Origin of the sequence: Streptomyces sp. NPDC046925, from assembly GCF_040644915.1 — a bacterium.
Classification (GTDB): domain Bacteria; phylum Actinomycetota; class Actinomycetes; order Streptomycetales; family Streptomycetaceae; genus Streptomyces.
Window position 1 is genome coordinate 298061 of the sequence record NZ_JBEYWZ010000004.1, and the last position, 24993, is coordinate 323053.

Here is a 24993-nt window from a genome sequence, read left to right on the forward strand (position 1 = left end):
GGCGTCAGGAACCGAACGCGCGGATGAGGGCGTCGCAGTAACCATGGAAGATCATCATCCGGACGGTGCCGCCGTCACGCCCGGCTCGGAGGCCCGCCGGGCCGGCAGCTCTGCACTGGCCGAAGGTCTGCGCATATCGGGCCGCGACCGGCGCCTCGTATTCGGGTCGGCGGCATTGGCGGCCGCGGCGGCGCTGGTCGTGGGCGGCGGAATCGTGGCCGGCGGGTTCGCCGCGGCGTGGGGCCTCTTCCTGGAGGCCGGGCGAACCGCCGAGGGCTCCATCGAATACGAGGAGTCCTACGTCGCCTACATCGACCAGTGGGACGGCCTCGTCAAGGTCGCGCTATGCGTGTACCCGCTGCTGCTCCTGGTGGCGATGATCCTGATCGCCTGGCTGCTCACCGCCCAGGCCGTGACCGCGGCACACGCGCGGGAACGCGACACGGCGGGCGCGAACCCGGGCACCGCTCCGGGCGCGAATCCGGGCACCGCTCCAGGCGCGGCCCCGGGCGCCGATCCCTGCACGCTCACCCTCCGCGCCCTGTGGCGGCGCTCCCGTCCGCATCTGGGCGCCGCCTTCCGAATCCAGTTGCTCACCCTGGTATGCGCCCTCGTCCCGGCGACGGCAGGTCTGCTCGTCCTGGCCGCCGTCGACATGGAGATGGTGCCCGGGGTCGTGTGGCCCACCTACCACGAACCCGCGACCGTGCAGTTCATCCTGGTGGGCCGGATCCTGCCCGTCGTGATCTGGGTACTGGGGCTCGTTCTCCTCGCGCGCTTCGCACCGGCCACCGCGATACGGGTGGCGGACACCTGCTCGGCGACGGCCGCCATGCGCCGTTCCTGGACACTGACCCGCAGGGCGCGGCTGCGCACCACCTGGACCTACCTCCTGTGCGCGGCCGCGATCGCCGTCGCCTTCGCGGTGCTGAAGTGGCTCGGTACGTACGTGGCGCACTGGGCGGGACTGCTCATGCTGGCCACCACCGACGACAACGTGTGGGTCACCGGCGTCCTCGTCATCATCACCCCGATCGCGGTGGCACTCGTGCTCCTGCCCTTGGTGCTGGCTCCGGTGGGCGTGGTACTGGCCTGCCTGCGCGGCGTCCACGGGGCGGCCAGGCACAGCTCTAAGCCTTGATTGATGCGGCCGACCTGGCGGCCTGCTCGACCTTTGCCCAGTGGGCTGCACGGGCTGCCTCGTCGATCGGCTGCTCGTTCTCGGCGCGCACCCCGGTCCGGCCGTCGATGCCCTCGCGCAGGATGTCGGCGTGCCCGGCATGCCGGATGGACTCGCCCAGGACATGGACGATGACGGCGAACAGGTTTGTGTTGGGAGAGGCTCCCGGCCACCACGGCACGTGGCCGGGGGTGTCGAGGGGAAGCTCGTTGATCGTCGCGTCCGAGTGTTCCCAAGCACGCCGGTAGAACCCCGTGATCTGATCGCGGGTCTCGTCCTCGGTCGCCCACTGATCGCTGCTGTTGGAGTCCTGCCACCGGGACAGCGGTTCCGGGAAAGGACGGTCGAAGACCTCGCCGAAGTACCTGGCCTCGACGGTGGCCACGTGTTTGACCAGGCCGAGAAGGTTGGTCCCGGTCGCCGTCAAAGGCCTGCGGACGTCGTATTCCGACAAGCCGTCGAGTTTCCAGAGCAGCGCCGCACGGTCCCGCCGCAGTCTCCCGTGCAGGTTGCCTTTTGCGAATTCATCGATCATGCGGCATGAGCCTGCCATGGCCTGCACGAGGTCTCAAGATCCCGTACGCGTAGTTGGTCCGCGACGTCTGGCGGAGCCGTGCCTGGCCTGCGACGGCTTCTGGCAGATCGCGCGGCGATTACCCCATCGCGTCGAATGCCCTTGACTCGATCTCAACTCGTGCGCTACTACGGCCGATAGGTCTCAGCAGAGACGGCAAGCGAACATACGGGGGACGTGGTTCGAATGTCGGTAGAAGATACCCGCCGAGTATTTCTGCGGCGGATGGGGGCGACCTTGCTGGTGGGGGTGGGGCTGACCGCTACCACGGCGCACGGATGCCCGGCGAAGAAATCGACCCCACAGAAGCCGCGCCCCAAACCGCCGAACGTACCTCTACCAAATCCGAAGCCTCCGGATTCGCCTGATCCGCAGTATCCGTGACCGCTCGATTATCTGCTCCGTCACGACTCGCTGCGCTCTCTGCAGGGGGCTGTCCAATTGGCGCTAGTGCAGCAATACGGTTTTTCGCGGGGGCCTGTGAATCCCGCAGCCGTGATCCCTGAGAAGATCTCGCCATGCCTGATGAGCCGATGGACAGCGAAGAAGCCCTGTGGGCGGGCGAGAAGACTCTGTACGACGTGGTTCACGGACTCGACGCCCTCGTCGAGATCATCGGACGGGACCTTGTCCTGGGGGAGTACTCCCTTGCGTACGACACAGCAGACGCGGCGGCGCAGATGATTGTGGAGCAGGGGGAGGCGACGGGGATCCGCGAAGAGGCAGCGGCGCTGCTGGTCGTGCGTGCACTCGCTGAGGCCGCGGCCGCAGCGGAACGCGCGTTCGATCAGTCCGGCTCGTAGAGAGACGCCGACCAGACCGCAACCCGCGCCCGCCGACCGGACCGTATCCCGCGCCCGGCGGCCGGGCCGCGATCAGCTGACGAAGTCGGCGAGGGCGGGCAGCGGAGAGGCCTTCTCGATGGGGCCGATGTAGATGACGGCTTCCTCGAACTGGTAGTAGGAGAGCGCCTCGTGGCGTGGGCCGATGACGAGCAGGTTGTCCCCGCAGCGCCAGGCGGCATGGCGCCAGGCTCCCTCGCCCATGGCCAGGGTGCCGCCGTGGGCCGTGATGTCGCGCTCGGGCGGGCCCAGTCGTCGAGTGAAGGCGGCGATGGCTGCGTCGATGTGCGTGTCGAATATGTCGCGTCCGGCGTCCACGCGGCTGGTCCAACCCGGCAGTGTGCCCCAGAAGTCCTCCTCCCAGGCCTCGCCTCCCGCCCAGTAGAAGTGGGCGAAGGACAAGGCGAGGGCGTCCCCGAGATACGCGAGGTGCCCCTCGGCGGTGACGAGCGTGTCCTCCAACGGCAGGTCATCGTCGCCGTCGCACCAGCCCAGGCGCCGCATCTCCGCTTCGGAGACCGCCCAGTCACCCAACGGCAGTTGAGCCAGGGCGACAACCTGCTCCACCAGGGGCGGGGTGATGGGGCATACGGCAACATGATCGGCAGATTCTTCGGCGCTCATGGCCCGACGATATCCGGGGCCCGCCCGTCGCATCGGCCCCGGTGGCGGTTCGACAGGCGGGCAACTGGCGCCGTGGACCGGGAGTTCGGTCGAGATCAGGTAGTCGTCGATCGTTCCCTGTGCGCAGGGGCTGCTGGAGTAGGTGCCGTGTCCCCATCCTCGGTAGGTGTGCAGGACCGCGTTGCGGCCGAGTTGAGCGGCGACGTTGGTGGCCCAGTTGTAGCCGGAAGCCGGGTCGTGGAGCGAGTTGACCATACAGGCCCCGCCCGACATCCGGCACAGCCCTGATTCGCCCCGTAGGGGTCGGAAGGCATTCAGCCCTGAGCGACCGCAAGACCGGTCTGCGGAGCCCGTAAGATCCAATTCCTGTGAGCAGCAACACGATCCGGTTACCCGAGAGCACCCGCCGCGCCGCCCTGGCCGCCCGTTGTCGTACGGTCGTCGAGGCGCGCTGGTTCTCCGCCACCGTCTTCGCCCTGATCCTTGCCAACGCCGCCGTCCTGGGCATCGAGACGTACAGCGGGGTCATAGACCGCCTCGACGACGAATTGAAACTGCTCGAGCACGCCTTCCTCATGGTCTTCACCGCGGAGATCGTGCTGCGCGCGGGCGCGCACGCCGATCGCCCGCGGGCCTTCTGGCGCGACCCGTGGAATCTCTTCGATCTGGCCGTGGTGGCCTGCGCGTTCGTGCCTGTGGTGCGGGAGAACGCCACCGTGCTGCGGCTGTTGCGCCTGGCCCGTGTGCTGCGCGCCGCCCGCTTCCTGCCTCAACTGCGCATCGTGCTGGTCGCGGTGGGCCGCAGCCTGCCCGGCACCGTCAGCTTCCTGTTCGTGGGCGGGCTGCTGTTGTACGTGTACGCGATGGTGGGCTGGGTGTTCTTCGGCCAAGCCGACCCCGAGCACTTCGGCTCGATCGGCCGCGCCGTGCTCACGCTCTTCCTGCTGATGACCCTCGACGGACTCGGCGACGCGGTCCGCGCCGGCCTGGAGATCTCCCGCTGGAGCATCGTCTACTACGCCAGTTACGTCCTCATCGCCTCCTTCGTTCTCGTCAACGTCCTCATCGGGGTCGTCATCACCTCGCTCGACGAGGCCCGCGCCATGGAAGAGCGCGAGGAGCGGGAGGAGCGGGAAGCGCTGCCCGTCCCGCCCCAACCCGCGCACGCGTCGGAGGAGGACGTGCGCACCCGGATCGCCACGGCGCGCAGGGCCCTCGATGAACTGGAGGAGTGCCTCGCGCGCTGCGGCGCGCCTCATTCAATGGGCCCTGACGAGACTGCCTCTCCTCTGCCCGGGCACTCGTAGTTCGACAGTTGTGTAGAAGCGTGGGGTCAAGGAGAGGTAGACGGGCATGGAGATCTCCGGCATTTTCACCGCGATCATCATCGGCATCGTGATCGGTGTGCTGGGCCGCCTGGTCATCCCGGGCCGTCAGCGCATCGGTATCTGGTGGACGATCCTGGTCGGTATCGCTGCCGCCCTCATCGGTACGGGCATCGCGGGCGCCCTGGATGTCGCCGACACCAAGGGCATCGACTGGATCGAACTGGCCATCCAGATCGGCCTCGCCGGCCTCGGCGTCGTGGGAGTGGAGCGCTTGAAGGGACGTGGCTGAGCCCCGGGACAGCTGCCCGCTCCGGCGGCGCCGTGCTGTGTAGATGGCAGCAGGCCAGCCGGCCGCGAAATCGCCGATTTCCTCAAGCGCTCCCGTGCCCAGTGCGATCCCGAGCAGGCGGGGCTGCCACCGGACGGACGGGTGCGGCGTGTGCCGGGACTTAGGCGCGAGGAAGTCGCCCGCCTGGCGGGGGTTTCGGCTGAGTGCTATGCCCGCCTCGAGCAGGGCCGCCCCATCCACCCGTCCGCTGCCGTCATCGAAGCCGTCGGGCACGCCCTGAGGCTGGACGAGACGAGCCTTGCCCACCTCAAGGACCTCGTCGGCATCACCACCACCCGTCCCCCGGCACGTACGCCCAGCGTCCTGCGCCTGCGCCTGCGCGCCGGGCTCCACCGGCTCCCGGACTCCCTGGACAACGCTGTTCCCGCCCTCATCCCGGGACGTCGATCCGCCGTCCTGGGCGCGAACCGGATGGCCAGAGCCCTGTTCGCGGACTTCGACGCCATGCTGGCCGCTGAGCGCAACTACACCCGCTTGCTCGTTGCCGAACTACGGCAGCTGAGCGACGACTTCGACCACTGGTGGCAGCAGCACCGCCGGCCGCGCGACTGATCCGGAAGGCCGCCACCTTGTGAGCCGCCGGTGTGCTGGCCGATCGGTGCGGATGTGCTGTCCGGCGTGGACGACGCCCCGGCGGTGACGCCCGGCCCGAGCGGTGGTGGCGAGCAACGGGATGTCCAACTGGCCTGCGGGCGGAAGCTGCTGGACCGGCGCCAGCATGCGGCACTGAGGGTATCGCCGCCAGGTCGGCTCGCAGATGCGCCTCGCGCGGTGCCTTCGCGGGCGGCAGCCGGCCCGCCCGGGTCCTTGTCCAGCCCGGCCGATGCCACCAGACGCCCACCTTGGCGGCGGCCGGACAGCACGCGGAGGCCTGCTGCCCTGCACGGCCACATCTCCGCGTGCCGCTGATGGCAGAAGCCCTCCCGGAACCAACCGACGTCAAAAGTGATCAATAAGCATGCGGAACGTAAAGCACATCACTGTTTGATAACCGGAGACTTGAGTTGAATTTCATGGTCCGTCCAACGCTGTCCGGCAGGCCCGTGGTGGCGACGCTGGCCCTCGCCTGTATCGCCGCAGCTGTGCTGATCGGCGGGGAAGGGCTGCGCAGCGTGGCGAGCTGCGGCCCGGTCGATGACCCATACCCGTCCCGGACCGCGGCGGACTGGAAGGCGGGCGCGGACCACGTGGTGGTGGCCTTGCCGACCGCCGAGCGGGAAACCAACCGGGAGGACTTCGACAAGGGGTCGGTGCGGTACACGGTCGACCGGGCGGTGACCTTCAGAAAAGAGAAGGTGCTGTGGTCCGCTGACAATCCCCGGCACGAGATGGGGAGCGCGTTCGACATGACCGCCCCCGGTTGGTCGGTGTACCGGAACGGAAACCGGGCCAAGGACAAGGCTCCGGAGGCGCCCCGGCTGGAGACCGGTCACACCTACGTCCTTGCCCTGCGCTGGGACGCCGGGCAGTGGGTCGTCCTCGGATCGGGCGCCGCCGTGCCGTTCGACGACCATGTGGCGGGGCGAGGGGAGTGGTGTGGCCAGGTGCTGAGCGAGGACGACTTCGCCAAAGGCGAGCGGTTCTTTCAGCGGGACGACCACAGTCTGGAAGAGGCGGTGCGTGGGCAGGGCGAAGACGCCATCTCCCGCGAGCTCCGAAAGGCGGGCGGCAAGAGGCCGTAGCGCGGATCGGGTGCCTGGGCCCGTCGCTCCGTCGCCCGGCGATTTCACCGTCACGCCCCGGGCTGCGCCGCGTTGACCTGTGGTGATCCGAACAGCCGCCTGTGCGTGGGATCAGCAACGTATTGTGCAGACGGATACGGCGTGTGAGACATCCTGGAGGGGCGCCATGGTCGGTGTTGAGGACGTGGAGAGCGCGGCAGCGCGGATTGCCGGGCACGTGGTGCGCACTCCCACGCTGCCCAGCCCGGGGTTGACTTCGTTGCTCGGGGTGCCGGTCACGGTCAAGCTTGAGCTGCTGCAGCGCACGGGTTCGTTCAAGGCGCGGGGAGCTGTTGCCAAGCTGCTGGCGATGACCGATGAGCAGCGCGAGGCGGGCGTGGTCGCGGTGTCCGGCGGCAACCATGGTGTCGCCGTGGCGGAGATGTCGGCCGCCCTGGGGGTGCACGCCACGGTGGTGATGCCGCGCTCCGCACCGGCACGCTCGGTGCAGGCTGCCCGGGCCGCCGGAGCCGACGTACGGCTGACCGCCACCATGGCCGAAGCCTTCGCGACGATGGACCGGCTGGAGGCCGAGGGGCTTACGCTGCTGCACCCGTTCTCCGACCCGGTGGTCATCGCGGGGCAGGGCACCGTGGGACTCGAACTCGCCGCCGACGCAGGTGAACTGACGGATGTTCTGGTTTCCATCGGCGGCGGTGGTCTGATCGCCGGTGTGGCGGCAGCCCTGCGGGCGCGGCGGCCGGACGTGCGTGTGTGGGGCGTGGAGACCACCGGTGCCGACGCGATGTCCCAGGCGCTGGCCTGCGGTGGGCCGGTCCAGGTGGAGGTGGACTCACGTATCAGCACGCTGAGTGCGCCCACGGTGTCGCCGCTGACGTACACCATGGTGCGCGATCTGGTCGACGAGGTGCTGGTCGTGCCCGAGGCGGAGGCCTACGCGGGCGTACTCGAACTGGCCGAGCACGCGAAGGTATGGGCGGAACCGGCGGCGGGCTGCCTCCTGCCGGCCGCCCGCCGAGTCCTGGCCAAGACCGGCGAGGCGACCAGGCTGGGCCTGGTGATCTGCGGCGGCAACGCGTCGGTGGAGGACGTGACCGCGTACGCGGGAGCGACCAGCTGACTCGGGTGGTGGTGCCGTCCTGACGGTGCGGTGGTGTCCCGCTGCACCGTCAGGACGGCTGCCGCGTCTAGCAGGTGCCGTCCGACACCTTGAGGCCCGTGCCTGCTCCCGCCGTTCTGCCCACGATGCTGGGCACGCAGGCGGCCTTGTCGAGGGAGTGGGAGTAGGGGATGCTCACCGAGGTGTTGGATGTGGGGTTGGGACCTGCCGGGTTGTACTCGTCGTCGGCGGGGGACCAGGTGACCTGGTCGAAGGTGTTGCCGCTGACCTGCCAGTATCCGGCCGCGTCGGTGTAGAAGGTGCCCAGGACGTCCTTGGAGTTCTTGAAGTAGTTGTTGTCCACCCTGGCCTTGGCTCCGGCGCGGGAGTTGATGCCGGACTCGTTCAGGCCGGTGTAGTAGTTGTTGTAGATGTGGGCCGTGCCGCCGCGGAGCAGGGGCGTGCGGGAGTCGATGTTCTCGTACTTGTTGTGGTCGTAGGTGATGTAGCTGTTGGAGACGTCGCTCTCGCTGGACCCGACGAGGCCGCCGCGTCCCGAGTTGCGCAGGATGCTGTACGAGAGCGTCACGTACTGCGTGTTGTTCTTCATGTCGAACAGGCCGTCGTAGCCCTCGGACTCCCCGCCCGACGCCTCCAGGGTCGTGTGGTCGACCCAGACGTTGCGGACGTCGCTCTCCATGCCGATGGCGTCGCCGCCGTTGGAGGTGGGGGAGCCGGACTTCTTGACGTTCTTGACGGTCACGTTCCGGATGACGATGTTGCTGGAATCGCGTATGTGGATGCCCAGTTGGTCGAAGACGGCGCCGCTGCCGACGCCGATGAGCGTGACGTTGCTGATCTGCTTGAGCTCGATCACGCCGGCGGCGGTGTTGCAGCTGTCGCCCGACACCTTGGTGGTGTTGGCGTGGTTGATCGTGCCCTCCACCTCGATGGTGATCGGGGTGTCGTCGGCGGCGCGGTTGCACAGGGCCGTGTGGATCGCGGTGCCCGTCGTGGCCCGCACTGTCTGGCCGCCCGCGCCGCCGGTGGTCCCGCCGTTCTGCGTGGCGTAGCCGGTGGCGCTGCCTGCCGCGGCTGCGGCCGTGGGCTGCGCCGACGCCTGCGGCAGTGTCAGCGCCGCGCCGCTCGCGGCCGTGACGGCCAGCGCGGCCAGCGTGACCTGCAGTTTTCGAGAACGTGCTCGGCTCATGGTCGGCTCCCTGTTCATCGTTGAATCGCGGGTGTCGTTGTCCCGTGTGCCGTAGTCGTCGCGGTGGCGTCCAGGGTTGCCGCCCTGTCGCGGGCATCTGCGGGAGCCGCTGCCGCGTGGTCCGCGGCGGCGTCCCCGCCTTGGTGTTCCCGCGCCGGCGTCGCATGGTGGGGCCGTCAGCCGAAGTCGTCGGGGATGATGCGGAGTTTTTCCGCGACGCGGGCGAGGGCCTTCTGGTCGGTCGCGTTGAGCGAGTCCAGGACGATGCGGCGGACGGAGCGCAGGTGTGTGGGCGCTGCCAGATGCACGATGCCGAAGCCGGCGTCGGTGAGCTCGGCGAGGGTGTATCGGCCGTCGTCCGGGTCGGGTGTGCGTACGACCCAGCCGCGCTGTTCACAGCGTTTGATGACGTTGGACAGGCGGGAGAGCGACCCGCTGGCGAGGAAGGCGAGCTCGCCCATCCGCAGCTTGCGCTGTGGTGCCTCGGAGAGGTGGCTGAGCACGAGGTACTCGAACAGGGTGAGGCCGTGTTCCTGGCGCAGCGGCGACTCCAGCTTGGCGGGCAGCAACAGGACAAGGGAGATCAGCCCCGTCCAGGCCGCCTTCTCCTGCTCGTCGAGCCACCGCAGCTCCTCATCGCCTTCGTGTCCGCCCGCGCCGCTCATGGGCCCGTCCGTGCCGCTCATGGGTCCTCCCGCTCCTGCTCATGGATCTTCCGCCCCTCCGGCGAAGTCACCCATCACTTTACGCGTGAAGTCATTCTTTGGTAATCTCACTTCAAGCGTGAACTCATGCCAGAGGGAACGCGCCCCTATGGAACGGAAGAGGGAACATCATGAGCACCGTCACCTTCGGCATCGCTCCGGGCTACGGCGAGAAGCTGCACGCGGCCCTCGGCTACAGCGGAGCGGTCCGCGTCGACGACCGGGTCGAGATATCAGGCCAGGCCGGAGTGGATGACGACCTGAACATCCCCGACTCGCTGGAAGACGAGATCATCCAGGCTTTCGACAACGTGGAGCGCACGCTGGCCACGGTCGGCGCGACATGGAAGGACGTCATCCACGTCAACTCCTACCACAAGGTCGCACCGGGGGATGATGTCATCGGCGACGACCACAACAAGGTCATGGCCGAGCAGTTCCGCCGCCGCCTCGACGGCCGCGCGCCCATCTGGACCGAAACCGGCGTCACGGTCCTCGGCCTCGCCGCCATGCGCGTGGAGATCCGCGTCACCGCCATTGTCGGCTCCGGGAGCTGAACCATGGCCTTCCGGCGCCGGACCGCAGTCACCGAGGGCTGAACGGCGTTTCCGCGCCGCAGGCTGCCACCCCGCAGACGGGCGGCAACCTGCGGCGCATCCGTCCTCCGTCCTCCTGGCGGCCCGGGATCACCTTCACCCGAGCGCCCGCCGCACCGCATAATCGCGCTATGCGAGCACTGCTTTCCGGCGGGCCGGGTCCTTCGTGGACCGTGGCCGAGGTTCCGCCGCCCGCGATCGGGCCCGAGGAGGTGCTGGTGAAGGTGGAGGCCGCCGGCCTGAACCACGCCGACCTGCTGATGCGCGACGGCGCCTACGTTCCTTCCGGCGCAGACTGGAACGTGCCGCTGGAACGCGTCGGTTTCGAGATGGCCGGCCGGGTGCGGGCGGTCGGCAGCCGTGTCACCGGCATCGAGCCGGGCCGGCGCGTCATGGCACAGACAGGCGGAGCCTGCGCCGAACTGGTCGCCGTCGATCACCGCCTCCTCCTGAACACACCCGAGTCCCTTACGGCGACCACGGCGGCGGGCCTGCCCAGCGCGCTGCTCACCGAGTACGACGCCCTGACCGCCGCCGCCAGGTTCCGCCCCGCAGACCGTGTCCTGATCACAGGCGGTGCGAGCGGGGTCGGCCACATCGGTATCCAACTCGCCCGCGCCCTGGGCGCGGACACGGTCGTCGCGACCACCCGCTCCCGGGCCAAGACCGACCTCCTGCACAGACTGGGCGCCACCCGGGTCGTCGACACGAGCGCCACGGACATCGCCTCGGCTCTGGGCCCCGACGCCTTCGACATCTGCCTCGACCACCTGGGCGGCGCCGTCCTGGCCGACCTGATCGGCGCGGCATCCCCCGGGGCCAGGGTCGTGCAGATCGGACGGCTCGCAGGGACCCGTGCCGTGCTCGACCTCGAACTGCTCGCCGCGCACCGGATACAGCTGATCGGCACCACCTTCCGCGGCCGCGAGGCCGACGAACTCCATGCCCTCCACGCCCGCCTGCGCAAAGACCTGCACGGCCTCCTGCCAACACACCGCGTGACGCCGGTCATCGACACCGTCTTCGGCCTCTCTGAGGCCGGATGCGCGGGGGAGCGCCTCGCCGACCCCAACCTCACCGGCAAGGTGATCCTTCGGGTTACCTGATGCGGCGCCTGGGCCCGTCGACGGACGCACGGCGTCGTGCCGTGCGGATGTCTGTGGTGCGGCGCGGGGAGGCGGCCGCACGGTGGGCCCGCCGCCGTGCTGGCGGCGGGCCCACCGCGTGCCGCGAAGGGGTGAGGGTCAGGCGGCTAGTGCCCAGAAGGCCCGGTAGCCGGGCGCGGTGTCGGCGGTGGTCTTGTCCTCGCACTGCCCGCAGGCGGCGGCGTGCGCGCAGACCTGGGGTTGTGCCGCCTCGGGTTGGGACTTGCGTGCGGTCAGCCAGACCGCGATGTAGGCAGGCCCGGTCGTAATCACCGCTACTGCTATCTCGGTGAATGCCATCGGTCTCACCCCCCGTAGTGCTCTCGGAATACGTATCACCATAGGGGCGTGCGGTGTTGACGGGAAGCAACAGGCCCAGAAGGCGCAAGCGAGGCTGAATCAGGCTTGCTGTCTGGCTGGATGCGGACATTGAGATACGCCACTTCACCCTCCGGGAGAGCGACCCCGGGTGTGGAACGAAGGCGCCGCGGCTACAGGTGGCGGGTGATCGCGGGCAGCAGGTCCTGGAAGGTGCGGCCGGATGCGGGCTCGCCGATGGCCGCCATCTGCCAGCCGCTGCCGGAACGGTGGACCTTGGCCATGATCTGGGCGGTGTTGCTGTCGCCGCCGGTGAGGGTGTAGCGGGCGAGTTCCTGGCCGCTCTGCTCGTCGATGAGACGGCAGTAGGCGTTCTGGACTTCCGCGAAGGTCTGCCCCGTGAAGGAGTTCACGGTGAACACGATCTGGTCGACATGTGCCGGGACGCGCTGCAGGTCGACGAGGATGGATTCATCGTCCCCCTGCCCCGTGCCGCCGACGAGGTTGTCACCGCTGTGCTGGACCGAGCCGTCCTTGCTGGTGAGCTGCTGGAAGAAGACGACGTCGACGAACTCCCGGCCGGCGGCGAGCACGGCCGAGGCGTCGAGGTCGATCTCGCGGCTTCCGGTCAGTTTGGCGAGGAAGCCCTTGCGCGGGGCGGCCTGCCAGCCCAGCCCCATGCGCACGACGGTGAGGGCACCGCCGTCGGACTTGCTCAGGCTGATCTGCTGGCCTTTGGACAGATTCACGGATGGCATGTGAGGCCGCCTGGTTCGGAGGTGGTGGAAAAGGACGGAGACCCGCCGCCCGCATGCGATTGGGTGGTCATACGGGCGGCGGGGGATGAAGGGGCGTCGTCGGAGAGCGGGGCCGGAGCCCGCGCTGTCAGACGTTGACGCCGAAGTCCGAGGCGATGCCGGACAGGCCGGACGCGTAGCCCTGGCCCACGGCGCGGAACTTCCACTCGGCGCCGTTGCGGTAGAGCTCGCCGAAGATCATTGCGGTCTCGGTGGCGGCGTCCTCGGACAGGTCGTAGCGGGCGAGTTCCGCGCCGCCGTCCTGGTTGACCACGCGGATGAAGGCGTTGCGGACCTGGCCGAAGCTCTGGCCGCGGCTCTCGGCGTCGTGGATGGAGACCGGGAAGACGATTTTGGAGACCTCGGCGGGCACGGCGGCGAGGTTCACCTTCACGGACTCGTCGTCACCCTCGCCCTCGCCGGTGAGGTTGTCGCCGGTGTGCTCGACCGAACCGTCCGGGCTCTTGAGGTTGTTGTAGAAGATGAAGTGCTGGCTGGAGGGGACCTTTCCGGACTCGTCCACCAGCAGGGCGGAGGCGTCGAGGTCGTAGTCGGTGCCCGTGGTGGTGCGTACGTCCCAGCCCAGGCCGACCACTACGGCGGTCAGGCCCGGGGCCTCCTTGCTGAGCGAGACGTTGCCGCCCTTGGCCAGGGAAACTCCCACTGCTCTCCTCCTCCGCATCCGGTCTGCGCCCGCGGCGCGAACTCGCCTAGAATCTACAGCACTGTAGAAACAATCGTGGGTCAGCGGCGGGAGTTGCCGAACAGAAGGCGGTAGCCGATCAGCAGGACGAGGGCTCCGGCGATCGCCGATCCCCACGTGGTGAGGTCGAAGAACTGGCGCTCGACCGGCCGGTCCAGGAACCGCGCCGACAGCCAGCCCCCGACGAACGCCCCGGCGATGCCGATGAGCGTCGTGCCGACGAGTCCGCCCGGATCGCGGCCGGGCAGTACGGCCTTGGCTATCGCGCCGGCCAGCAGTCCGAGGATGATCCATCCGATGACACCCATGAGTCTTGTCCCCTCTTCATTGCTCCCCGTCCGTTGCGCGGGGATGCGTGCCGGGGCAGCGTAACTTCTACATGCCTGTAGAGGATTCGGCTGGGGTGTCTTTACCGAAGGCCGGGGCGCCGACCAGGATCCGATGAGGTCGGCGCCCTTCGTGCAAAGCGGCGGCCGGTTCAGGAGGCGGTGCCGTCTCCCACCACACCGGCGTAGCCGAGCTTGTCGACGGCCTGGTAGTAGGTCCAGGCCGTACCGTTGCAGGTGGTCTTCGTCGCGCCGCTGTATCCCGCGCACACTCTCTTCAGGTCCTCGTAGAAGGCACTGTCGATGCGGGCTTTGTTGGCGTTGAAGGTGCCTGCTTCCTTGTAGTTGCGGTAGCCGAAGTCGTGGCGGGCGCAGGCTGTCTTGAAGGGGAAGCCCAGGGGGTTGTCCGGCGAGGTGGAGCAGTAGTCGGTGGACCAGTTGAACTGGTAGGCGCTCCAGGCTCCCTGGTTCCCGTTGGCCGACACCCAGGCGTTGTAGCTGCCCGCGTCGGTCTGGGTCCACCGGCTGAGTACCTGCGCCTTGTCGGCGGGCACGGCCGATGCGGGGGCGGCGGCCGCGACCAGTGCCAGGGTGAGGGAAGCGGTGGTCACGGCGAGAGCGGTCAGTCGACGGCGCATGGGGCCTCCTGTGGGGGATGACACTTCCGTCTCAACAAGCGCATTCATTCCCACAGTTGGCACTTCAACAAACGAGCGTTTCGTGTGAACTCCGGGTGGCAGACAGGGATGACGGCACCACCGTCACCGCACGCGGCGCCCCCGGCTTTCCCTGGGCCTGTCAGCTGTTGCGCGGGGTGACGAGTCCGGATTCGTAGGCGAGGACGACGAGTTGCGCGCGGTCGCGGGTGTGGAGTTTGGTCATGGCCCGGTTGATGTGGGTTTTCGCGGTCATCGGGCTGATCACCATGTGGTCGGCGATCTGATCGTTGGTCAGGCCCTGTGCGGCCAGGGCGACCGCTTCGCGTTCACGGCCGGTCAGCTCTTCCAGTGCGGCACCGCTGGCGGGAAGCGGCCGGCTGACATAACGCTGGATCAGCTTGCGGGTGATCGAGGGGGCGAGGAGTGCGTCGCCGCGGGCAGCTACCCGTACGCCGTGCAGCAGGTCCTCCGGCACGATGTCCTTGACCAGGAATCCGGCGGCGCCGGCGCGCAGCGCGTCGAAGACGCACTCGTCCATGCCGTAGTTGGTCAGCATGACGACATGAACGCCGGCCAGGACCGGGTCCGCCGCGATGCGCCGAGTGGCCTCGATGCCGTCCATGACCGGCATCTGGATGTCGATGAGCGCGACGTCGGGCAGATGCTCCTTGACGAGCACCAAAGCCTCTTCTCCGTCGACGGCCTCGGCCACCACGTCGATGTCGTGCTCGAGGTCGAGCAGCGCGCGAAAGCCGCTGCGGATGAGCGGCTGGTCGTCGACCAACAGGACACGGATCATGATGCTCGTTCCACGGGGAGGAGGGCCCGGACGGTGAAGCCGTGCCCGGTGCGCGGCTCCGCGCGCAGCCGACCCCCGAGGGCGGTCACGCGTTCGCGCATGCCGAGCAGCCCGAGGCCGGGGGCCCAGGCGTCATCGGGGGTGGCCTTGCCGTCGTCGTCCACCTGGACGGCAAGCGCGTCGGGCCGGTATTCGATCCGGACCGCCGCGGTGGTGGCACAGGCGTGCCGGGCGGTGTTGGTCAGCGCCTCCTGGACGATGCGGTAGGCGGTGCGGCCCACCGCGGCCGGCAGGTCCTGCCGTTGCCCGTCGATCGTCAATTCCACGTCCAGGCCCATCGAACGGGCACGGTCCACCAGTTCTAGTACGTGGTCGAGGCTCTGTGGCGGGCTTGTGTCGTCGTCGCGCAGGGCCTCCAGGGTCGCGCGCAGCTCCCGCGTCGCCTCCCGCCCGGCGGCCCGGATCGCCAGCAGCGTCTCGGGCACCTGCTCGCCGCGCCTGCGGGCGACGTGGACGGCGACCTCGGACTGCACCTTGATGATCGAAATCTGGTGGGTGAGGGAATCGTGCAGCTCCCGCGCGATGTGCAGCCGCTCCTCGTCCGCGCGGCGCCGAGCGGTCTCCTCCCGGGTGCGCTCGGCTTCGTCCGCCCGCCGCTCGGCCTGCCGCAGCGCCTCACCGGCGGCAAAGGCCGCGATCAGCCAGGCAATCTCCAATACGTTGCGGGCCTGCGCGAACGCCTCGCGCGCGGGTCCGTCACGCAAGACCAGAGCCGTGAGAGGCAGGACGAGGAGCAAGGCCACGGATACCGCCGCCGTCAGGGCACGGTGTCCGGCCCGCACGGCGCCGTACACCGCGACCAGGTAAGAGACCGCGAGCGTGTCAAAGCCCGCCGCCTCGTAGCCCGCCGCGCACAGCGCGGTGACGGCCAGCACGGCAATCGGAGCCCTGCGACGCCCGACCAGCGCCAGGCCGCCCGCCGCAAGGAGTACGGCGCCCAACAGCTGCTGCTGCCCGGCCGGTTGCTGCCCCGACAGCCCGGTTCCCAGCAGCAGGGCCGCCACGCTGAGGGCGATCGCCCAGTCCAGGACGCCGGCCGGGACACGAAATCGCCCTGTGTCCATGCGCGCACCCTAGCGGGACGCCGCCGCGGGCGAGTCCGGCCCGCGGATGAGCGGGCGCCTACCGCGCCCGCGGTACTCGCCCGCCGCCTGCCGCATCCGCAGCAGGCGGCTGCCCCCTCGACGGCAGCCGGAAATGACCGCGTCCGCCGGACGACCGGCGCACGGTCGCCAGGAACCCTCGAGGCACGACGGAAACCGAGGAATTCCGTAGGCACGCGGGAGGAGAGAGGCATGAGCGCAACAGATGTCCTGACGGCGGCCGCCGAGGGCGGGGTCATCGGCGACGGACGCACGGGGGCCAACCTGGCCCTGGGGGCGGGGCTGATCGGCGTGGCCATCGGCTGGCTCGCCCTGGCCCGCGCCGCCGGCCGTATCAACACCGGCAACACGCGCACCGGCAATGAGTCCACCGGCAACACGCGCACCGCCGCCCTGGCAGCCATGACGGTGGGTCTGCTCGGCACGGCCCTCGCGGCGCTGCATCTGGCCACCTCCAGCGGCGGCCCCGGCACCGGCAACGGCCTCGTCGGAGCCATCGCGGCCATCCCGCTGGGGCTGGCCGGTGTGGTCCTTGGCCGGCGTGCTCTCACCCGCTGCCGACGCCGGCGGTTCAGGGCGCCCGCCGGGCGGTGACGGCCCGGCGGGTGAGGTAGGCGGCGACGCCCGCGGCCAGGACCGCGGTTCCCCACACGACTGAGGTGGCGGGCAGGGTGAAGGCCAACACCAGGCAGCCCGCAAGGCCCAGTGCGGGGACGACGCGGGGCGGACGGTTCTCCTCCGGCGTGAGCGTCCAGGCGGAGGCGTTGGCGATGGCGTAGTAGACCAGGACGCCGAAGGAGGAGAAGCCGATCGCGGCGCGTACGTCGGCCGTGGCGGCGAGCGCCACGACGACGGCCCCCACCACGAGTTCCGCGCGGTGCGGCACCTGGAAACGCGGATGCACGGCGGCCAGGACGTGCGGCAGGTGCCGGTCGGCGGCCATGGCCAGGGTGGTGCGGGAGACACCCAGGATCAGGGCGAGCAGGGTGCCGAGGGCGGCGACGGCCGCCCCGGCCCGCACGACGGGCGCCAGCCGGTCCGCCCCCGCCGCCCGCACCGCTTCCGACAGCGGCGCGGCCGACTCGCCCAGCCCGCGGGGGCCGAGGACCGTCAGGACGGCGAGGGCCACGGCCGCGTACACGGCCAGGGTGATGCCGAGGGCGAGCGGGACGGCGCGGGGGATGGTGCGCGCGGGATCGCGGACTTCCCCGCCGAGGGTGGCGATGCGCGCGTACCCGGCGAAGGCGAAGAACAGCAGGCCCGCCGCTTGCAGCACACCGGTGACGGTGGCATCGGAGCCGACACCCAGCCGGCCCGCGTCCGCTGCCGACGAGGTGAGGGCGGCGACCACCACCGCCGCGAGCACCGCGAGGACGACGGCGACGATGGCCCGGGTCAGCCATGCGGACTTCTGGATCCCGGCGTAGTTCACGGCCGTCAGCGCCACCACCGCGGCGACCGCCACCGCGTGGGCGTGAGCGGGCCACACGTACGAGCCGACGGTCAGCGCCATCGCCGCACAGGAGGCGGTCTTGCCGATCACGAAGGCCCAGCCGGCCAGGTAGCCCCAGAAGTCGCCCAGGCGTTCGCGGCCGTAGACGTAGGTGCCGCCGGACGCGGGGTAGCGGGCGGCCAGCCGGGCGGAGGAGGTGGCGTTGCAGTACGCCACCACCGCGGCGACTGCCAGAGCGAGCAGCAGCCCGGAGCCGGCCGCGCGGGCGGCCGGGGCGAGCGCCGCGAAGATCCCCGCGCCGATCATCGACCCCAGTCCGATGAGGACGGCGTCGCCGACGCCGAGCCGCCGCTGGAGTCGAGGTGACGGGGGCTGGGCGGGCTGACGCATGAGGTGCCTCCGTCTTCCGGCATGGGGCGTCGGGGCTCCTGACCGTAACCCGTCCGCTGGTCACGGTCGCATCCGCACCCGTCGCAGGCGAGTTACGGCAGTACTACCAGCGCTGCCGGTCATCGGAGTCCGCCCCGTACGACGTCCACGGGCCTTCGTCGTGCGCGTCACGCGTCCCGCGTTGCCGGGCGATGCGGATGGCTCCGCCCGATCCCGGTGAGCATGCCGGTCAGCGCGATGCACACCACGCTGACGCCGATGCCCAGGCAGGTGGCGGTGACACCGAATCCGGCCGCTGCGGCCGTGACGGCTCCCGCCCCCAGCGGGCCCAGTGCGGAGTGGGTCGTCCAGAACGCGGCGGTGACCCTTCCCAGCAGGTGGCCGGGGGTCACCTCCTGGCGCAGCGACATGGAGCAGGTTCCCGCGATGCTGGTGCAGAAAAGCATCACAGCGGCCAGCGCACCGACCACCAGGACGCTGTGCGACAGTCCCAGACCCAGAACAGCGGTCCCGCACAGCACGAAGGCGCCGATCCAGCTGACGCCGAACCCGAGGCGTTCACGCACGCGCGCGACGGCGAACGAGGCCAGACACGAGCCCAGAGTGCCGGCGCTCAGAACGAAGCCGACCGTGCTGTCCGGATGCCCCAGGTACTCCCTGACGAGGAAAATGACGAGGTCGGTGAGCCCGTAGGTGAGAAAGGTCAGCAGGGAGAGCAGCACCGTCAGCGGGCGCAGCACCGGGTGGGCCCACAAGAACCGCACACCGGCGAGGAACTCGTCCCGCACACCTGCTCGTTCCGCCTCACTGCGCGCAGAATCCCGCCGGGCGGAGCTGATCTTCATGAAGAGTATGCCGATGGCGGAGCAGGCGAAGGTGGCGGAGTCGATGCCTAGGGCCGCGGCCGGGCCGAAGACAGAGGCGACGAAACCCGCCAGGGCCGGGCCCCCGGCGCTGGCGGCCGCGTACGTACCGAACAGATGCCCGTTGGCCCTGGTGATCTGACCGGGCCCGACGATGGCCGGGACGACCGTCACATACGCCACCCGGAACAGCATCATGAACACGCCTGCGGCCGGGACAACCGCGTAGACCAGCCATATCGGCTCAGCGAAGATCCAGACCAGCGGGATCAGAGCGAACAGCAGACAACGTGCCCAGTCGGCCAGCATGAGGAGCCGACGCCGGTCCGCACGGTCCACGATCACACCGGCGAACAGCCCGGTGAGGATCGAGGCGACCCCGGTCAGGGCGGTGACGAGGCCCATCTGCACCACCGAGCCAGTGCTGTGCAGGACCAGAAGCGGGATCGCCACGTAGGAGAAGGAGTCACCGAGAGCCGAGAGGGTCTGAACGCCCAGAAAAATGCGGTAGTCGGGATTGCCCCACAAGCCGGGAGGCCTCTGCCCCGTCCGGCCCGACGACGTCGGGCTCTCACGCGCACCACGTGTAGACACGGACCGCCCTTCCCCCGATGACCGGAGCGATTAGATCACGGGCCGCCACTGGCGGGTGCGGGGTGCGCCGGATGGAGGGGTGCAGGCTGCAACGGCCTTACGGAGGCGGCTGGTTGGGGCACCGGGGTCGTGGCCGCCGGGCGGGTGCGTGAGACGATCGGGAGACAGGCCACAGGGAGGGGAGCCTCATGGGGGACAGGGGTCGGCTGCACATCAGTGCGGAACTGGCGGGAGTGCTGGAGCGGGTCGACGCGCTCGGCGACATGCTCGATGAACAGGCCCCAGCAGCGGATGAGTTGGGCAAGCTGCCGGACGCCACGGCGCGGGCGCTGCTGGACACCGGGATCGTACGGGCCGAGCTCCCGCTGGAACTGGGCGGATACGAGTTCGCGCCGCGCCAGCTGATCGAGACGGTGGAGCGGGCGAGCTACCACGACGCCGCCGCCGGGTGGACCATGTTCGCGCTCCAGCTGATGACCGGGACGACCGCGGCCTACCTCGCGCGGGACGCGGCGACCGAACTGTTTCCCGACGTGCCGAACGGGAAGTACGCGCTGCTCTCCGGACACGGAACACGCCCCGGCCGGGCCGTCGCGGTGGAGGGCGGCTACCACGTCAGCGGTCAGTGGCAGTTCGCCTCCGGGATGGCGCACGCCACCCACATCCACAGTGCCATCCAGGTCGAAGACACCGGTGAGCTGCGGGTCCTGGCGATGCCGAAGTCACAGGTGACCCTGAACGGCAACTGGGACGTGCTCGGACTGCGCGCGACACACAGCATCGACTACCACTGCACCGACGTGTACGTGCCGCACGAGTACACCTACGTCGCGACCACGAGCACGCCGGTCAACGGCGGCGCCGTCTACCGCCTCGGCCTGGTCAACATGTCGGCGATCGGGCACACGGGCTGGGCCCTGGGCGTCGGCCGCCGGCTCCTGGACGAGCTGAAGCGGGTCGCCGCCGCGCGGACCGGCTCGCGGGGCGCCGCGGTCGACACCTCCCAGTTCCACGCCGAGTACGCGACGGCGGAGGCCGGGCTGCGGGCCGCCCGGGCCTGGGTGTACGACGTCTGGCGGGACGTCGAGCGGAGCCTGGACCAGGGCGAGTTGCCGAGCACGGAGCAGGACACCCTGATCCGGCTGGTCCTGAACCACGCGACCTCGACCGTGTGCGAGGTGGGCCGCACCGTGCACCGCTGGGCCGGCTCGGCGGCGATCCGGCGCGGCCCGATCGACCGCTTCCTGCGCGACCTGGGGACGGGCGCGCAGCACATCACGTCGAGCCCGGTCGTGCTCCAGAACTGCGGCAAGTGGCTCAGCGGCGGCCACCCGGACGCCCGGTGGAGCTTCCTGGACCTGACCTGACCTGACCTGAGCTGACCGGCCGGGCCAAAGTGTCCGCCATGAGTCAATCGCCAGTGGCCGTCTCCACGGACGTGCTGTTGCGTACGCAATGCGCCGTCGGGGACGCGCTGTGGCACTACACCACCGCCCCGGTCGCCAAGCCGTACGACGTCCGCGGCATCCCGGACGGCTGACGGAGCACTGACCGCCGAACGGTTCCAGAGTCCGGGCGCGAGCGCGGTCTCTGGGCCGTTTATTTGTGACGCCTCACAAGAAGAGGCTCGGTATGTCTGGGTGTCAGCCGGGGTCCGCGGGGCGGTTGTTGCCCCAGTCTTCTGCTGGAGCGCTCTTCTTCGCAGTGCCGTGAGCTGCGCGGCGCCGACCCGCCCTTCGCCATCCATGCAGCCGACCATGCACAAGTCACCAGCCTCTGGGGCTCGCAACCAGGCCACGAACGCATGGACCAACACCTCAGGAGGCCCGCATGCCAGTCACCGATCCGTCCACTCCCTCGGCTCCCTCCAGTCCCTCCGCTCCGTCCACGCGCACGCTCCGTACCGCTCTGGCGGCCGTGGCAGTCTGCGCCGCCACCGCCCTCACCTTGGCGACCGCGGCCCCGGCGCAGGCGGACGAGGCGCCCAAGCTCCGCGAGGGAGGGGTGCCGGAAGCCCTGTGGAACTACGTGAGCTCGCCGGGAGCCGTGCCCGGCGCCAACGACTGGTCGTGCAAGCCGAGCGCCGAGCACCCCGAGCCGGTGGTCATGCTGCCGGGCACCTTCTTCAACCTCGGTGCGAACGTCGTGAAGGCGGCGCCCCGGCTCAAGAACGCCGGCTACTGCGTCTATGCCCTGAACTACGGCTTCACCTCGGCCTCGCTCGGCCGGGTCGGCGGGCTCGGCCCCAACCGCGAGTCGGCGGCGCAGCTCGATGCGTTCGTGGACAAGGTCCTTGCGTCGACGGGCTCGACGAAGGTGAACATCCTCGGGCACTCGCTCGGCGGCAGCGTCCCCATGTGGTGGATGAAGAAGATGGACGGCGCCCGGAAGGTCGACAAGTACGTGGGCTGGGCGCCCAGCTCGCACGGCACGAATCTCAACGGGATCGTCGACGTCGGTTCCCAGCTGAACCTCATGGGTTTCGTCACCCGCCTGTCGGAGGTTGCACGTTTCCCGGGAGTCATCGAGCAGACCAACACATCGGACTACACCCGGGAGATGTGGGCGGACGGTGACACCGTCCCCGACGGGCCGCGGTACACGGTGGTGATGACGAAGTACGACACCGTCGTCACGCCGTACGCCACCCAGGCGCTCAAGGGCGACGACGTCAACAACGTGGTCCTGCAGGATGTGTGCCCGACGGACCGGGCAGGGCACATGGGGCTCTTCAACGACGACCCGACGCTGCAGATCACCATGAACGCGCTGGCGGACGGACCGGCGGACTTCAAGCCCGCGTGTCGTGGATTCGGTCTGCAATTCCTGTGAGGCGCCGGACAACTTAGTGGCGCATCAAGTCCGGGATGCACGGCCCCACCGACGTCCCGGGTGACGTGCTCGGCCTGGGCGTGGAGCACGACGAGGAGGCCGCTGCCCGCTTTGCGACCGCCGGCGACCCGCAGGCCATGCTGCGGTCGACGCCGCCGGCTCTGCGTCGTCACCGACGCAGTACCGCCGCCCCGACCGTGTCACGGTCATCATCGGAGCCGTAGTCGACGGTGCTGTTCACCGCATGACCGGCAAGACCGAGCAGCAGAAACAGCACGATGAGGACCGTAGCCGCGGTGTCCAGCACCAGCGGCCGGGTACCGGAACGGACGTCAGCGGCCGGTACCTGCTCGTCCCCGAACAGCTTCTTGGGGTACGCGGGGGTGAGCATGCAGGTGTATGCGTGCAGACGCATGCTGTATCGCACGACGGCTGCCGTCGCGGCGTACAGCGGGCCCGGCAGCCGTCCCAGGATCAGGGTGATGAGCCAGAACACCCAGCTGATCGCGTACCACCCGCTCTGCAGGAGACTGCTGACGATGGCCGCCGGAATCATCAGGATCAGCCGGAAGAAGACCGCGAGACGGTTGAGCGGAGTGGGACGCACCTCGATCTGTACCGGGTATTGCGGCGCGGAGAACGAGAAGGGCGGGTACTGGTCGACCAGGAGCGTCGCACTGGCGTTCACCCGAGTCGTGTAAGCAAGGACGGAGCTGAGGAACCGGTAGATCCCGTCCGGCAGCCTCCCCGTGAACAGAGCAGCGAACCACCCGGCAATCGTGACGAAGAACGCCACCGCGCTGAGCACCACATAGACCACGAACTGGGGAAGCAGCAGCAGCCATCGCAGCAACACGGTCCAGCGTCGCTGCCGCCCCGGGGGAGGGACGTCCAGAATCGGCAGCCACTCGCCGTCCTCGCCGGATCCGGGTACGTCTCGCGGCGCCCAGCCTGTCGTCATCACGTCTCCTCGGCACGGTGGGACCCTGTCCTCCCATGCTGGGCAGCGCTGGTCGGAGGCGCACGGTCAGGACGGCCGACAGTGTCTGGACGGGGGCTGCTCCGCGTGGCGTGTCGCCCCGGCTCCGTGCCGCTGAGGGGGAGGCGCCCCAAGCCAGGAAGACCAAAACGCCGGCCGGGCTGCGAGCCCGGCCGGCGTCTGCTGTCTGGCGCGGATGCCGGCACTGTGGCCCGACCGGGGAGCGTCAGCGGCCCCATGGCCGTCGCCTGCCTGCTCTCCGGCGGCCAACCAGGCCTCCTGGTCAGGGCCAGTCCTCGGTGACGGGATACATGTGGGCGTAAGGATCCGGCTCACCTGTAGCGGGATCCAGCCCGGCCCTGAGCCAAGCCATCTCGTTGGCGTTCATGCCTGAACCCCAGGGCAGGAGTCACTCGGGAGCGGAGGCAGAATGACGAGCTCTCCAATATCGCCTACGCCGTAGGTGTCCAGCAGAGCTTTGTAGTCACTCGGCAGTCGGGTGCCCAGCGCGGCTTCGACGACAGCCCAGTCGATCCGTCCGACATCATGAGGGGCCGTACGGCTCCTAGTTCGGTTCCCAGTTGCCGTTGGTGGTCATGTCCTGCGTGGTGGAGGACACTTGGAAGCCGTCCGGGGTGAACTGGGCGCAGCCACCGGGGCATTGCACGCTGAGTTCGCTCGCATGGGCGCTCGCGGCCGGTCCGATCAGCAGCGTCACGGCGAAGCCGCCCGCGGCAAGCAGGCCTGTGGTCCAACGAGTTGTCCGCTTCATCTCATCTCCCTTGTGTGACTTTCGTCGGCCACACCGTGGCATGCGGTATTTGCCGAGGGCGAACCTTTCGACTCTGATTTGAAGGTCGTGTCGCCAGGAATCCCGCCCTGAGGGGGCTCTGCGGGCTCTGCGGCTCCTGGCCAGGTCGGACTGAGACGGACCAGCACTCACCCGGCGCTTCCGCCGACCTCGAGGACACGAGCGACCCACTGATCCATCCGGGCCCCGAAGTCCGAGGCCGAGGTGATCCCCGAGGCTGGGAGGGCGACCGCCTCGTCGAGGCTGCCGACGATGAAGTCCACGTCGGCCCAGCCACCCCTGAACAGCACCACCCACAGTTCGGCTTCCCGCGGACCGCAGATGGCCACACCGACCGAGTCGGGGTCGCGCACCTCAGCCCTGTCGTTCTCCAGCGGCTGGGACCACGAGGCCTCGGCATCCCTCCAGGTCACCTGCCCCACTTCGAGGCCGGCCGACCTCCAGCCCGCTGCCCGTTCGGCCAGCACCGCGGCCGCCTCATCGAGATCAACAATCCTGTCCATGAGGGGATCCTGCCTCATGAGCGAAAGGCCCTCGGACGACCGGCCCGTGGGAATGGCGGTGGCGGGCAGACCGGGCATGGTCGCCAGACCGACCGACCCAGGCCGACCCAGACCGGCCCAGACGAGCTGGTCGAAGTACGGATACTCGACGCCGTCGATGTCGATCCGGCGTCGAAACTCGCCGAAGAACTGCCGCCAGTCGGTTTGCGGGATTCCGGCAGTGTCGGCGTCCGAAGACTGCCGCAGGCTTCTTCTGCCTTCCGGGCGTGCCGGTCGTAGGCTGGTGGGGGATGTTGGACGGGACTGATGACGGGGGCGGATGATGACTACGATCCTGTTGGTGTTCGGCGTGTTGGGTGCGGTTGCCCTGCTGTTGATAGTCACGCTGCTGCGCAGGAGTTCTGCCCCGACGCAGCACGTGGAGGGGCTGCGTATCGAGCAGAGCCGCCGGGAACAGGCACGCAGCGACC

General features: G+C 69.4%; 27 protein-coding genes and 2 pseudogenes. 13 read left to right on the forward strand and 16 right to left on the reverse strand.

The annotated features are described in order from the left end of the window. Positions 1 to 43: 43 nt before the first annotated feature. Positions 44 to 1141 carry a hypothetical protein gene (locus ABZ906_RS19770; protein ID WP_361384028.1) on the forward strand — a complete coding sequence of 366 codons (1098 nt, stop codon included), beginning with the start codon at positions 44 to 46 and terminating at the stop codon, positions 1139 to 1141. Here the strand turns inward: ABZ906_RS19770 and ABZ906_RS19775 are convergent. Then, complete coding sequence (locus ABZ906_RS19775; RefSeq protein WP_361384853.1) at positions 1131 to 1715, reverse strand: DinB family protein; 585 nt, start codon at positions 1713 to 1715, stop codon at positions 1131 to 1133. The genes ABZ906_RS19770 and ABZ906_RS19775 overlap by 11 nt on opposite strands. A 557-nt stretch (positions 1716 to 2272) precedes the next feature. Between ABZ906_RS19775 and ABZ906_RS19780 the strand changes: the two genes are divergently transcribed. After that, the gene (locus tag ABZ906_RS19780; RefSeq protein WP_361187326.1) at positions 2273 to 2557 is read left to right on the forward strand and encodes a hypothetical protein; all 285 of its coding nucleotides are present in this window, start codon (positions 2273 to 2275) and stop codon (positions 2555 to 2557) included. Between the two features lie 72 nt (positions 2558 to 2629). On the opposite strand, the gene ABZ906_RS19785 is transcribed toward ABZ906_RS19780, so the two are convergent. Next, positions 2630 to 3475 (reverse strand): alpha/beta hydrolase, encoded by an 846-nt coding sequence (locus ABZ906_RS19785; protein WP_361384031.1) that lies wholly within the window; start codon positions 3473 to 3475, stop codon positions 2630 to 2632. 113 nt (positions 3476 to 3588) lie between these two features. On the opposite strand from ABZ906_RS19785, the gene ABZ906_RS19790 reads away from it, so the two are divergent. The 5 genes and pseudogenes from ABZ906_RS19790 to ABZ906_RS19810 all read left to right on the forward strand — a co-directional run bounded on the left by ABZ906_RS19790 (position 3589) and on the right by ABZ906_RS19810 (position 7699). Beyond that, positions 3589 to 4527 carry an ion transporter gene (locus tag ABZ906_RS19790; RefSeq protein ID WP_361384034.1) on the forward strand — a complete coding sequence of 313 codons (939 nt, stop codon included), beginning with the start codon at positions 3589 to 3591 and terminating at the stop codon, positions 4525 to 4527. 46 nt (positions 4528 to 4573) lie between these two features. Further along, positions 4574 to 4837, forward strand: a complete 264-nt coding sequence (locus ABZ906_RS19795) for a GlsB/YeaQ/YmgE family stress response membrane protein (protein WP_361384037.1) — start codon at positions 4574 to 4576, stop codon at positions 4835 to 4837. Positions 4838 to 4849: 12 nt separating this feature from the next. After that, a pseudogene (locus ABZ906_RS19800) lies at positions 4850 to 5434 on the forward strand (helix-turn-helix domain-containing protein); the annotation flags it as partial. 476 nt (positions 5435 to 5910) lie between these two features. Continuing rightward, on the forward strand, positions 5911 to 6579 hold the full coding sequence (locus tag ABZ906_RS19805) for a hypothetical protein (protein WP_361384856.1): 669 nt from the start codon (positions 5911 to 5913) through the stop codon (positions 6577 to 6579). A 166-nt stretch (positions 6580 to 6745) separates the two neighbouring features. After that, complete coding sequence (locus ABZ906_RS19810) at positions 6746 to 7699, forward strand: threonine/serine dehydratase (RefSeq protein WP_361187315.1); 954 nt, start codon at positions 6746 to 6748, stop codon at positions 7697 to 7699. A 70-nt stretch (positions 7700 to 7769) separates the two neighbouring features. Here the strand turns inward: ABZ906_RS19810 and ABZ906_RS19815 are convergent. Together ABZ906_RS19815 and ABZ906_RS19820 are read right to left on the reverse strand one after the other, a co-directional pair. Continuing rightward, a pseudogene (locus ABZ906_RS19815) lies at positions 7770 to 8888 on the reverse strand (polysaccharide lyase family 1 protein); the annotation flags it as partial. Positions 8889 to 9064: 176 nt separating this feature from the next. Next, positions 9065 to 9574: a MarR family transcriptional regulator gene (locus tag ABZ906_RS19820; protein WP_361384040.1), complete on the reverse strand. Its 510-nt coding sequence runs from the start codon at positions 9572 to 9574 to the stop codon at positions 9065 to 9067. A gap of 149 nt (positions 9575 to 9723) precedes the next feature. On the opposite strand from ABZ906_RS19820, the gene ABZ906_RS19825 reads away from it, so the two are divergent. Both ABZ906_RS19825 and ABZ906_RS19830 read left to right on the forward strand, forming a co-directional pair. Then, on the forward strand, positions 9724 to 10149 hold the full coding sequence (locus tag ABZ906_RS19825; protein ID WP_361187309.1) for a Rid family hydrolase: 426 nt from the start codon (positions 9724 to 9726) through the stop codon (positions 10147 to 10149). A gap of 170 nt (positions 10150 to 10319) precedes the next feature. After that, positions 10320 to 11294, forward strand: a complete 975-nt coding sequence (locus ABZ906_RS19830) for a zinc-binding dehydrogenase (RefSeq protein WP_361384043.1) — start codon at positions 10320 to 10322, stop codon at positions 11292 to 11294. A gap of 138 nt (positions 11295 to 11432) precedes the next feature. On the opposite strand, the gene ABZ906_RS19835 is transcribed toward ABZ906_RS19830, so the two are convergent. From ABZ906_RS19835 to ABZ906_RS19865, 7 genes are all read right to left on the reverse strand, one after another. After that, positions 11433 to 11633, reverse strand: coding sequence for a hypothetical protein (locus ABZ906_RS19835; RefSeq protein ID WP_361187305.1), 201 nt, complete (start codon positions 11631 to 11633; stop codon positions 11433 to 11435). A 191-nt stretch (positions 11634 to 11824) separates the two neighbouring features. Further along, positions 11825 to 12409 carry a TerD family protein gene (locus ABZ906_RS19840; RefSeq protein WP_361187303.1) on the reverse strand — a complete coding sequence of 195 codons (585 nt, stop codon included), beginning with the start codon at positions 12407 to 12409 and terminating at the stop codon, positions 11825 to 11827. 127 nt (positions 12410 to 12536) lie between these two features. Further along, the gene (locus tag ABZ906_RS19845; protein ID WP_361384046.1) at positions 12537 to 13112 is read right to left on the reverse strand and encodes a TerD family protein; all 576 of its coding nucleotides are present in this window, start codon (positions 13110 to 13112) and stop codon (positions 12537 to 12539) included. Positions 13113 to 13192: 80 nt separating this feature from the next. Beyond that, positions 13193 to 13459, reverse strand: coding sequence for a GlsB/YeaQ/YmgE family stress response membrane protein (locus tag ABZ906_RS19850; RefSeq protein WP_361187298.1), 267 nt, complete (start codon positions 13457 to 13459; stop codon positions 13193 to 13195). A gap of 170 nt (positions 13460 to 13629) precedes the next feature. Further along, positions 13630 to 14115, reverse strand: coding sequence for a phospholipase (locus tag ABZ906_RS19855; protein ID WP_361384049.1), 486 nt, complete (start codon positions 14113 to 14115; stop codon positions 13630 to 13632). A gap of 160 nt (positions 14116 to 14275) precedes the next feature. Then, positions 14276 to 14935, reverse strand: a complete 660-nt coding sequence (locus ABZ906_RS19860) for a response regulator transcription factor (RefSeq protein ID WP_361384052.1) — start codon at positions 14933 to 14935, stop codon at positions 14276 to 14278. Beyond that, entirely contained in the window at positions 14932 to 16059 is a 1128-nt protein-coding gene (locus tag ABZ906_RS19865) for a sensor histidine kinase (protein WP_361384055.1), read from the reverse strand. Before ABZ906_RS19865 ends, ABZ906_RS19860 begins: the two co-directional genes overlap by 4 nt. A 231-nt stretch (positions 16060 to 16290) precedes the next feature. Here ABZ906_RS19865 and ABZ906_RS19870 point away from each other — a divergent pair, with 231 nt between their 5' ends. After that, entirely contained in the window at positions 16291 to 16692 is a 402-nt protein-coding gene (locus ABZ906_RS19870) for a DUF6223 family protein (RefSeq protein ID WP_361384058.1), read from the forward strand. On the opposite strand, the gene ABZ906_RS19875 is transcribed toward ABZ906_RS19870, so the two are convergent. Beyond that, positions 16670 to 17941 (reverse strand): APC family permease, encoded by a 1272-nt coding sequence (locus tag ABZ906_RS19875; protein WP_361384060.1) that lies wholly within the window; start codon positions 17939 to 17941, stop codon positions 16670 to 16672. The genes ABZ906_RS19870 and ABZ906_RS19875 overlap by 23 nt on opposite strands. A gap of 167 nt (positions 17942 to 18108) precedes the next feature. Next, positions 18109 to 19332 carry an MFS transporter gene (locus tag ABZ906_RS19880; protein ID WP_361384063.1) on the reverse strand — a complete coding sequence of 408 codons (1224 nt, stop codon included), beginning with the start codon at positions 19330 to 19332 and terminating at the stop codon, positions 18109 to 18111. A gap of 254 nt (positions 19333 to 19586) precedes the next feature. Here ABZ906_RS19880 and ABZ906_RS19885 point away from each other — a divergent pair, with 254 nt between their 5' ends. From ABZ906_RS19885 to ABZ906_RS19895, 3 genes are all read left to right on the forward strand, one after another. Next, on the forward strand, positions 19587 to 20765 hold the full coding sequence (locus ABZ906_RS19885) for an acyl-CoA dehydrogenase family protein (RefSeq protein WP_361384066.1): 1179 nt from the start codon (positions 19587 to 19589) through the stop codon (positions 20763 to 20765). Between the two features lie 38 nt (positions 20766 to 20803). Further along, the gene (locus ABZ906_RS19890; RefSeq protein WP_361187278.1) at positions 20804 to 20938 is read left to right on the forward strand and encodes a hypothetical protein; all 135 of its coding nucleotides are present in this window, start codon (positions 20804 to 20806) and stop codon (positions 20936 to 20938) included. Positions 20939 to 21228: 290 nt separating this feature from the next. Beyond that, a complete protein-coding gene (locus tag ABZ906_RS19895; protein ID WP_361384069.1) occupies positions 21229 to 22230 on the forward strand; it encodes an alpha/beta fold hydrolase in 1002 nt (333 codons plus the stop codon). A 169-nt stretch (positions 22231 to 22399) separates the two neighbouring features. Here ABZ906_RS19895 and ABZ906_RS19900 read toward each other — a convergent pair whose 3' ends face one another. The 3 genes from ABZ906_RS19900 to ABZ906_RS19910 form a co-directional block, all read right to left on the reverse strand. Then, a complete protein-coding gene (locus ABZ906_RS19900; RefSeq protein WP_361384072.1) occupies positions 22400 to 23191 on the reverse strand; it encodes a DUF4389 domain-containing protein in 792 nt (263 codons plus the stop codon). A 583-nt stretch (positions 23192 to 23774) separates the two neighbouring features. Next, positions 23775 to 23981 (reverse strand): hypothetical protein, encoded by a 207-nt coding sequence (locus ABZ906_RS19905; protein WP_361384075.1) that lies wholly within the window; start codon positions 23979 to 23981, stop codon positions 23775 to 23777. A gap of 167 nt (positions 23982 to 24148) precedes the next feature. After that, complete coding sequence (locus tag ABZ906_RS19910) at positions 24149 to 24907, reverse strand: hypothetical protein (protein ID WP_361384888.1); 759 nt, start codon at positions 24905 to 24907, stop codon at positions 24149 to 24151. Positions 24908 to 24993 lie beyond the last annotated feature (86 nt).

Coding starts and splice junctions, on each gene's coding strand:
- ABZ906_RS19885 (WP_361384066.1), top strand. CDS start 19,587: ATGGGGGACAGGGGTCGGCTGCACATCAGTGCGGAACTGGCGGGAGTG.
- ABZ906_RS19895 (WP_361384069.1), top strand. CDS start 21,229: ATGCCAGTCACCGATCCGTCCACTCCCTCGGCTCCCTCCAGTCCCTCC.
- ABZ906_RS19905 (WP_361384075.1), bottom strand. CDS start 23,981: ATGAAGCGGACAACTCGTTGGACCACAGGCCTGCTTGCCGCGGGCGGC.
- ABZ906_RS19820 (WP_361384040.1), bottom strand. CDS start 9,574: ATGAGCGGCACGGACGGGCCCATGAGCGGCGCGGGCGGACACGAAGGC.
- ABZ906_RS19830 (WP_361384043.1), top strand. CDS start 10,320: ATGCGAGCACTGCTTTCCGGCGGGCCGGGTCCTTCGTGGACCGTGGCC.
- ABZ906_RS19805 (WP_361384856.1), top strand. CDS start 5,911: ATGGTCCGTCCAACGCTGTCCGGCAGGCCCGTGGTGGCGACGCTGGCC.
- ABZ906_RS19860 (WP_361384052.1), bottom strand. CDS start 14,935: ATGATCCGTGTCCTGTTGGTCGACGACCAGCCGCTCATCCGCAGCGGC.
- ABZ906_RS19850 (WP_361187298.1), bottom strand. CDS start 13,459: ATGGGTGTCATCGGATGGATCATCCTCGGACTGCTGGCCGGCGCGATA.
- ABZ906_RS19835 (WP_361187305.1), bottom strand. CDS start 11,633: ATGGCATTCACCGAGATAGCAGTAGCGGTGATTACGACCGGGCCTGCC.
- ABZ906_RS19840 (WP_361187303.1), bottom strand. CDS start 12,409: ATGCCATCCGTGAATCTGTCCAAAGGCCAGCAGATCAGCCTGAGCAAG.
- ABZ906_RS19795 (WP_361384037.1), top strand. CDS start 4,574: ATGGAGATCTCCGGCATTTTCACCGCGATCATCATCGGCATCGTGATC.
- ABZ906_RS19900 (WP_361384072.1), bottom strand. CDS start 23,191: ATGACGACAGGCTGGGCGCCGCGAGACGTACCCGGATCCGGCGAGGAC.
- ABZ906_RS19810 (WP_361187315.1), top strand. CDS start 6,746: ATGGTCGGTGTTGAGGACGTGGAGAGCGCGGCAGCGCGGATTGCCGGG.
- ABZ906_RS19825 (WP_361187309.1), top strand. CDS start 9,724: ATGAGCACCGTCACCTTCGGCATCGCTCCGGGCTACGGCGAGAAGCTG.
- ABZ906_RS19890 (WP_361187278.1), top strand. CDS start 20,804: ATGAGTCAATCGCCAGTGGCCGTCTCCACGGACGTGCTGTTGCGTACG.
- ABZ906_RS19780 (WP_361187326.1), top strand. CDS start 2,273: ATGCCTGATGAGCCGATGGACAGCGAAGAAGCCCTGTGGGCGGGCGAG.
- ABZ906_RS19875 (WP_361384060.1), bottom strand. CDS start 17,941: ATGCGTCAGCCCGCCCAGCCCCCGTCACCTCGACTCCAGCGGCGGCTC.
- ABZ906_RS19770 (WP_361384028.1), top strand. CDS start 44: ATGGAAGATCATCATCCGGACGGTGCCGCCGTCACGCCCGGCTCGGAG.
- ABZ906_RS19865 (WP_361384055.1), bottom strand. CDS start 16,059: ATGGACACAGGGCGATTTCGTGTCCCGGCCGGCGTCCTGGACTGGGCG.
- ABZ906_RS19785 (WP_361384031.1), bottom strand. CDS start 3,475: ATGGTCAACTCGCTCCACGACCCGGCTTCCGGCTACAACTGGGCCACC.
- ABZ906_RS19855 (WP_361384049.1), bottom strand. CDS start 14,115: ATGCGCCGTCGACTGACCGCTCTCGCCGTGACCACCGCTTCCCTCACC.
- ABZ906_RS19870 (WP_361384058.1), top strand. CDS start 16,291: ATGAGCGCAACAGATGTCCTGACGGCGGCCGCCGAGGGCGGGGTCATC.
- ABZ906_RS19775 (WP_361384853.1), bottom strand. CDS start 1,715: ATGATCGATGAATTCGCAAAAGGCAACCTGCACGGGAGACTGCGGCGG.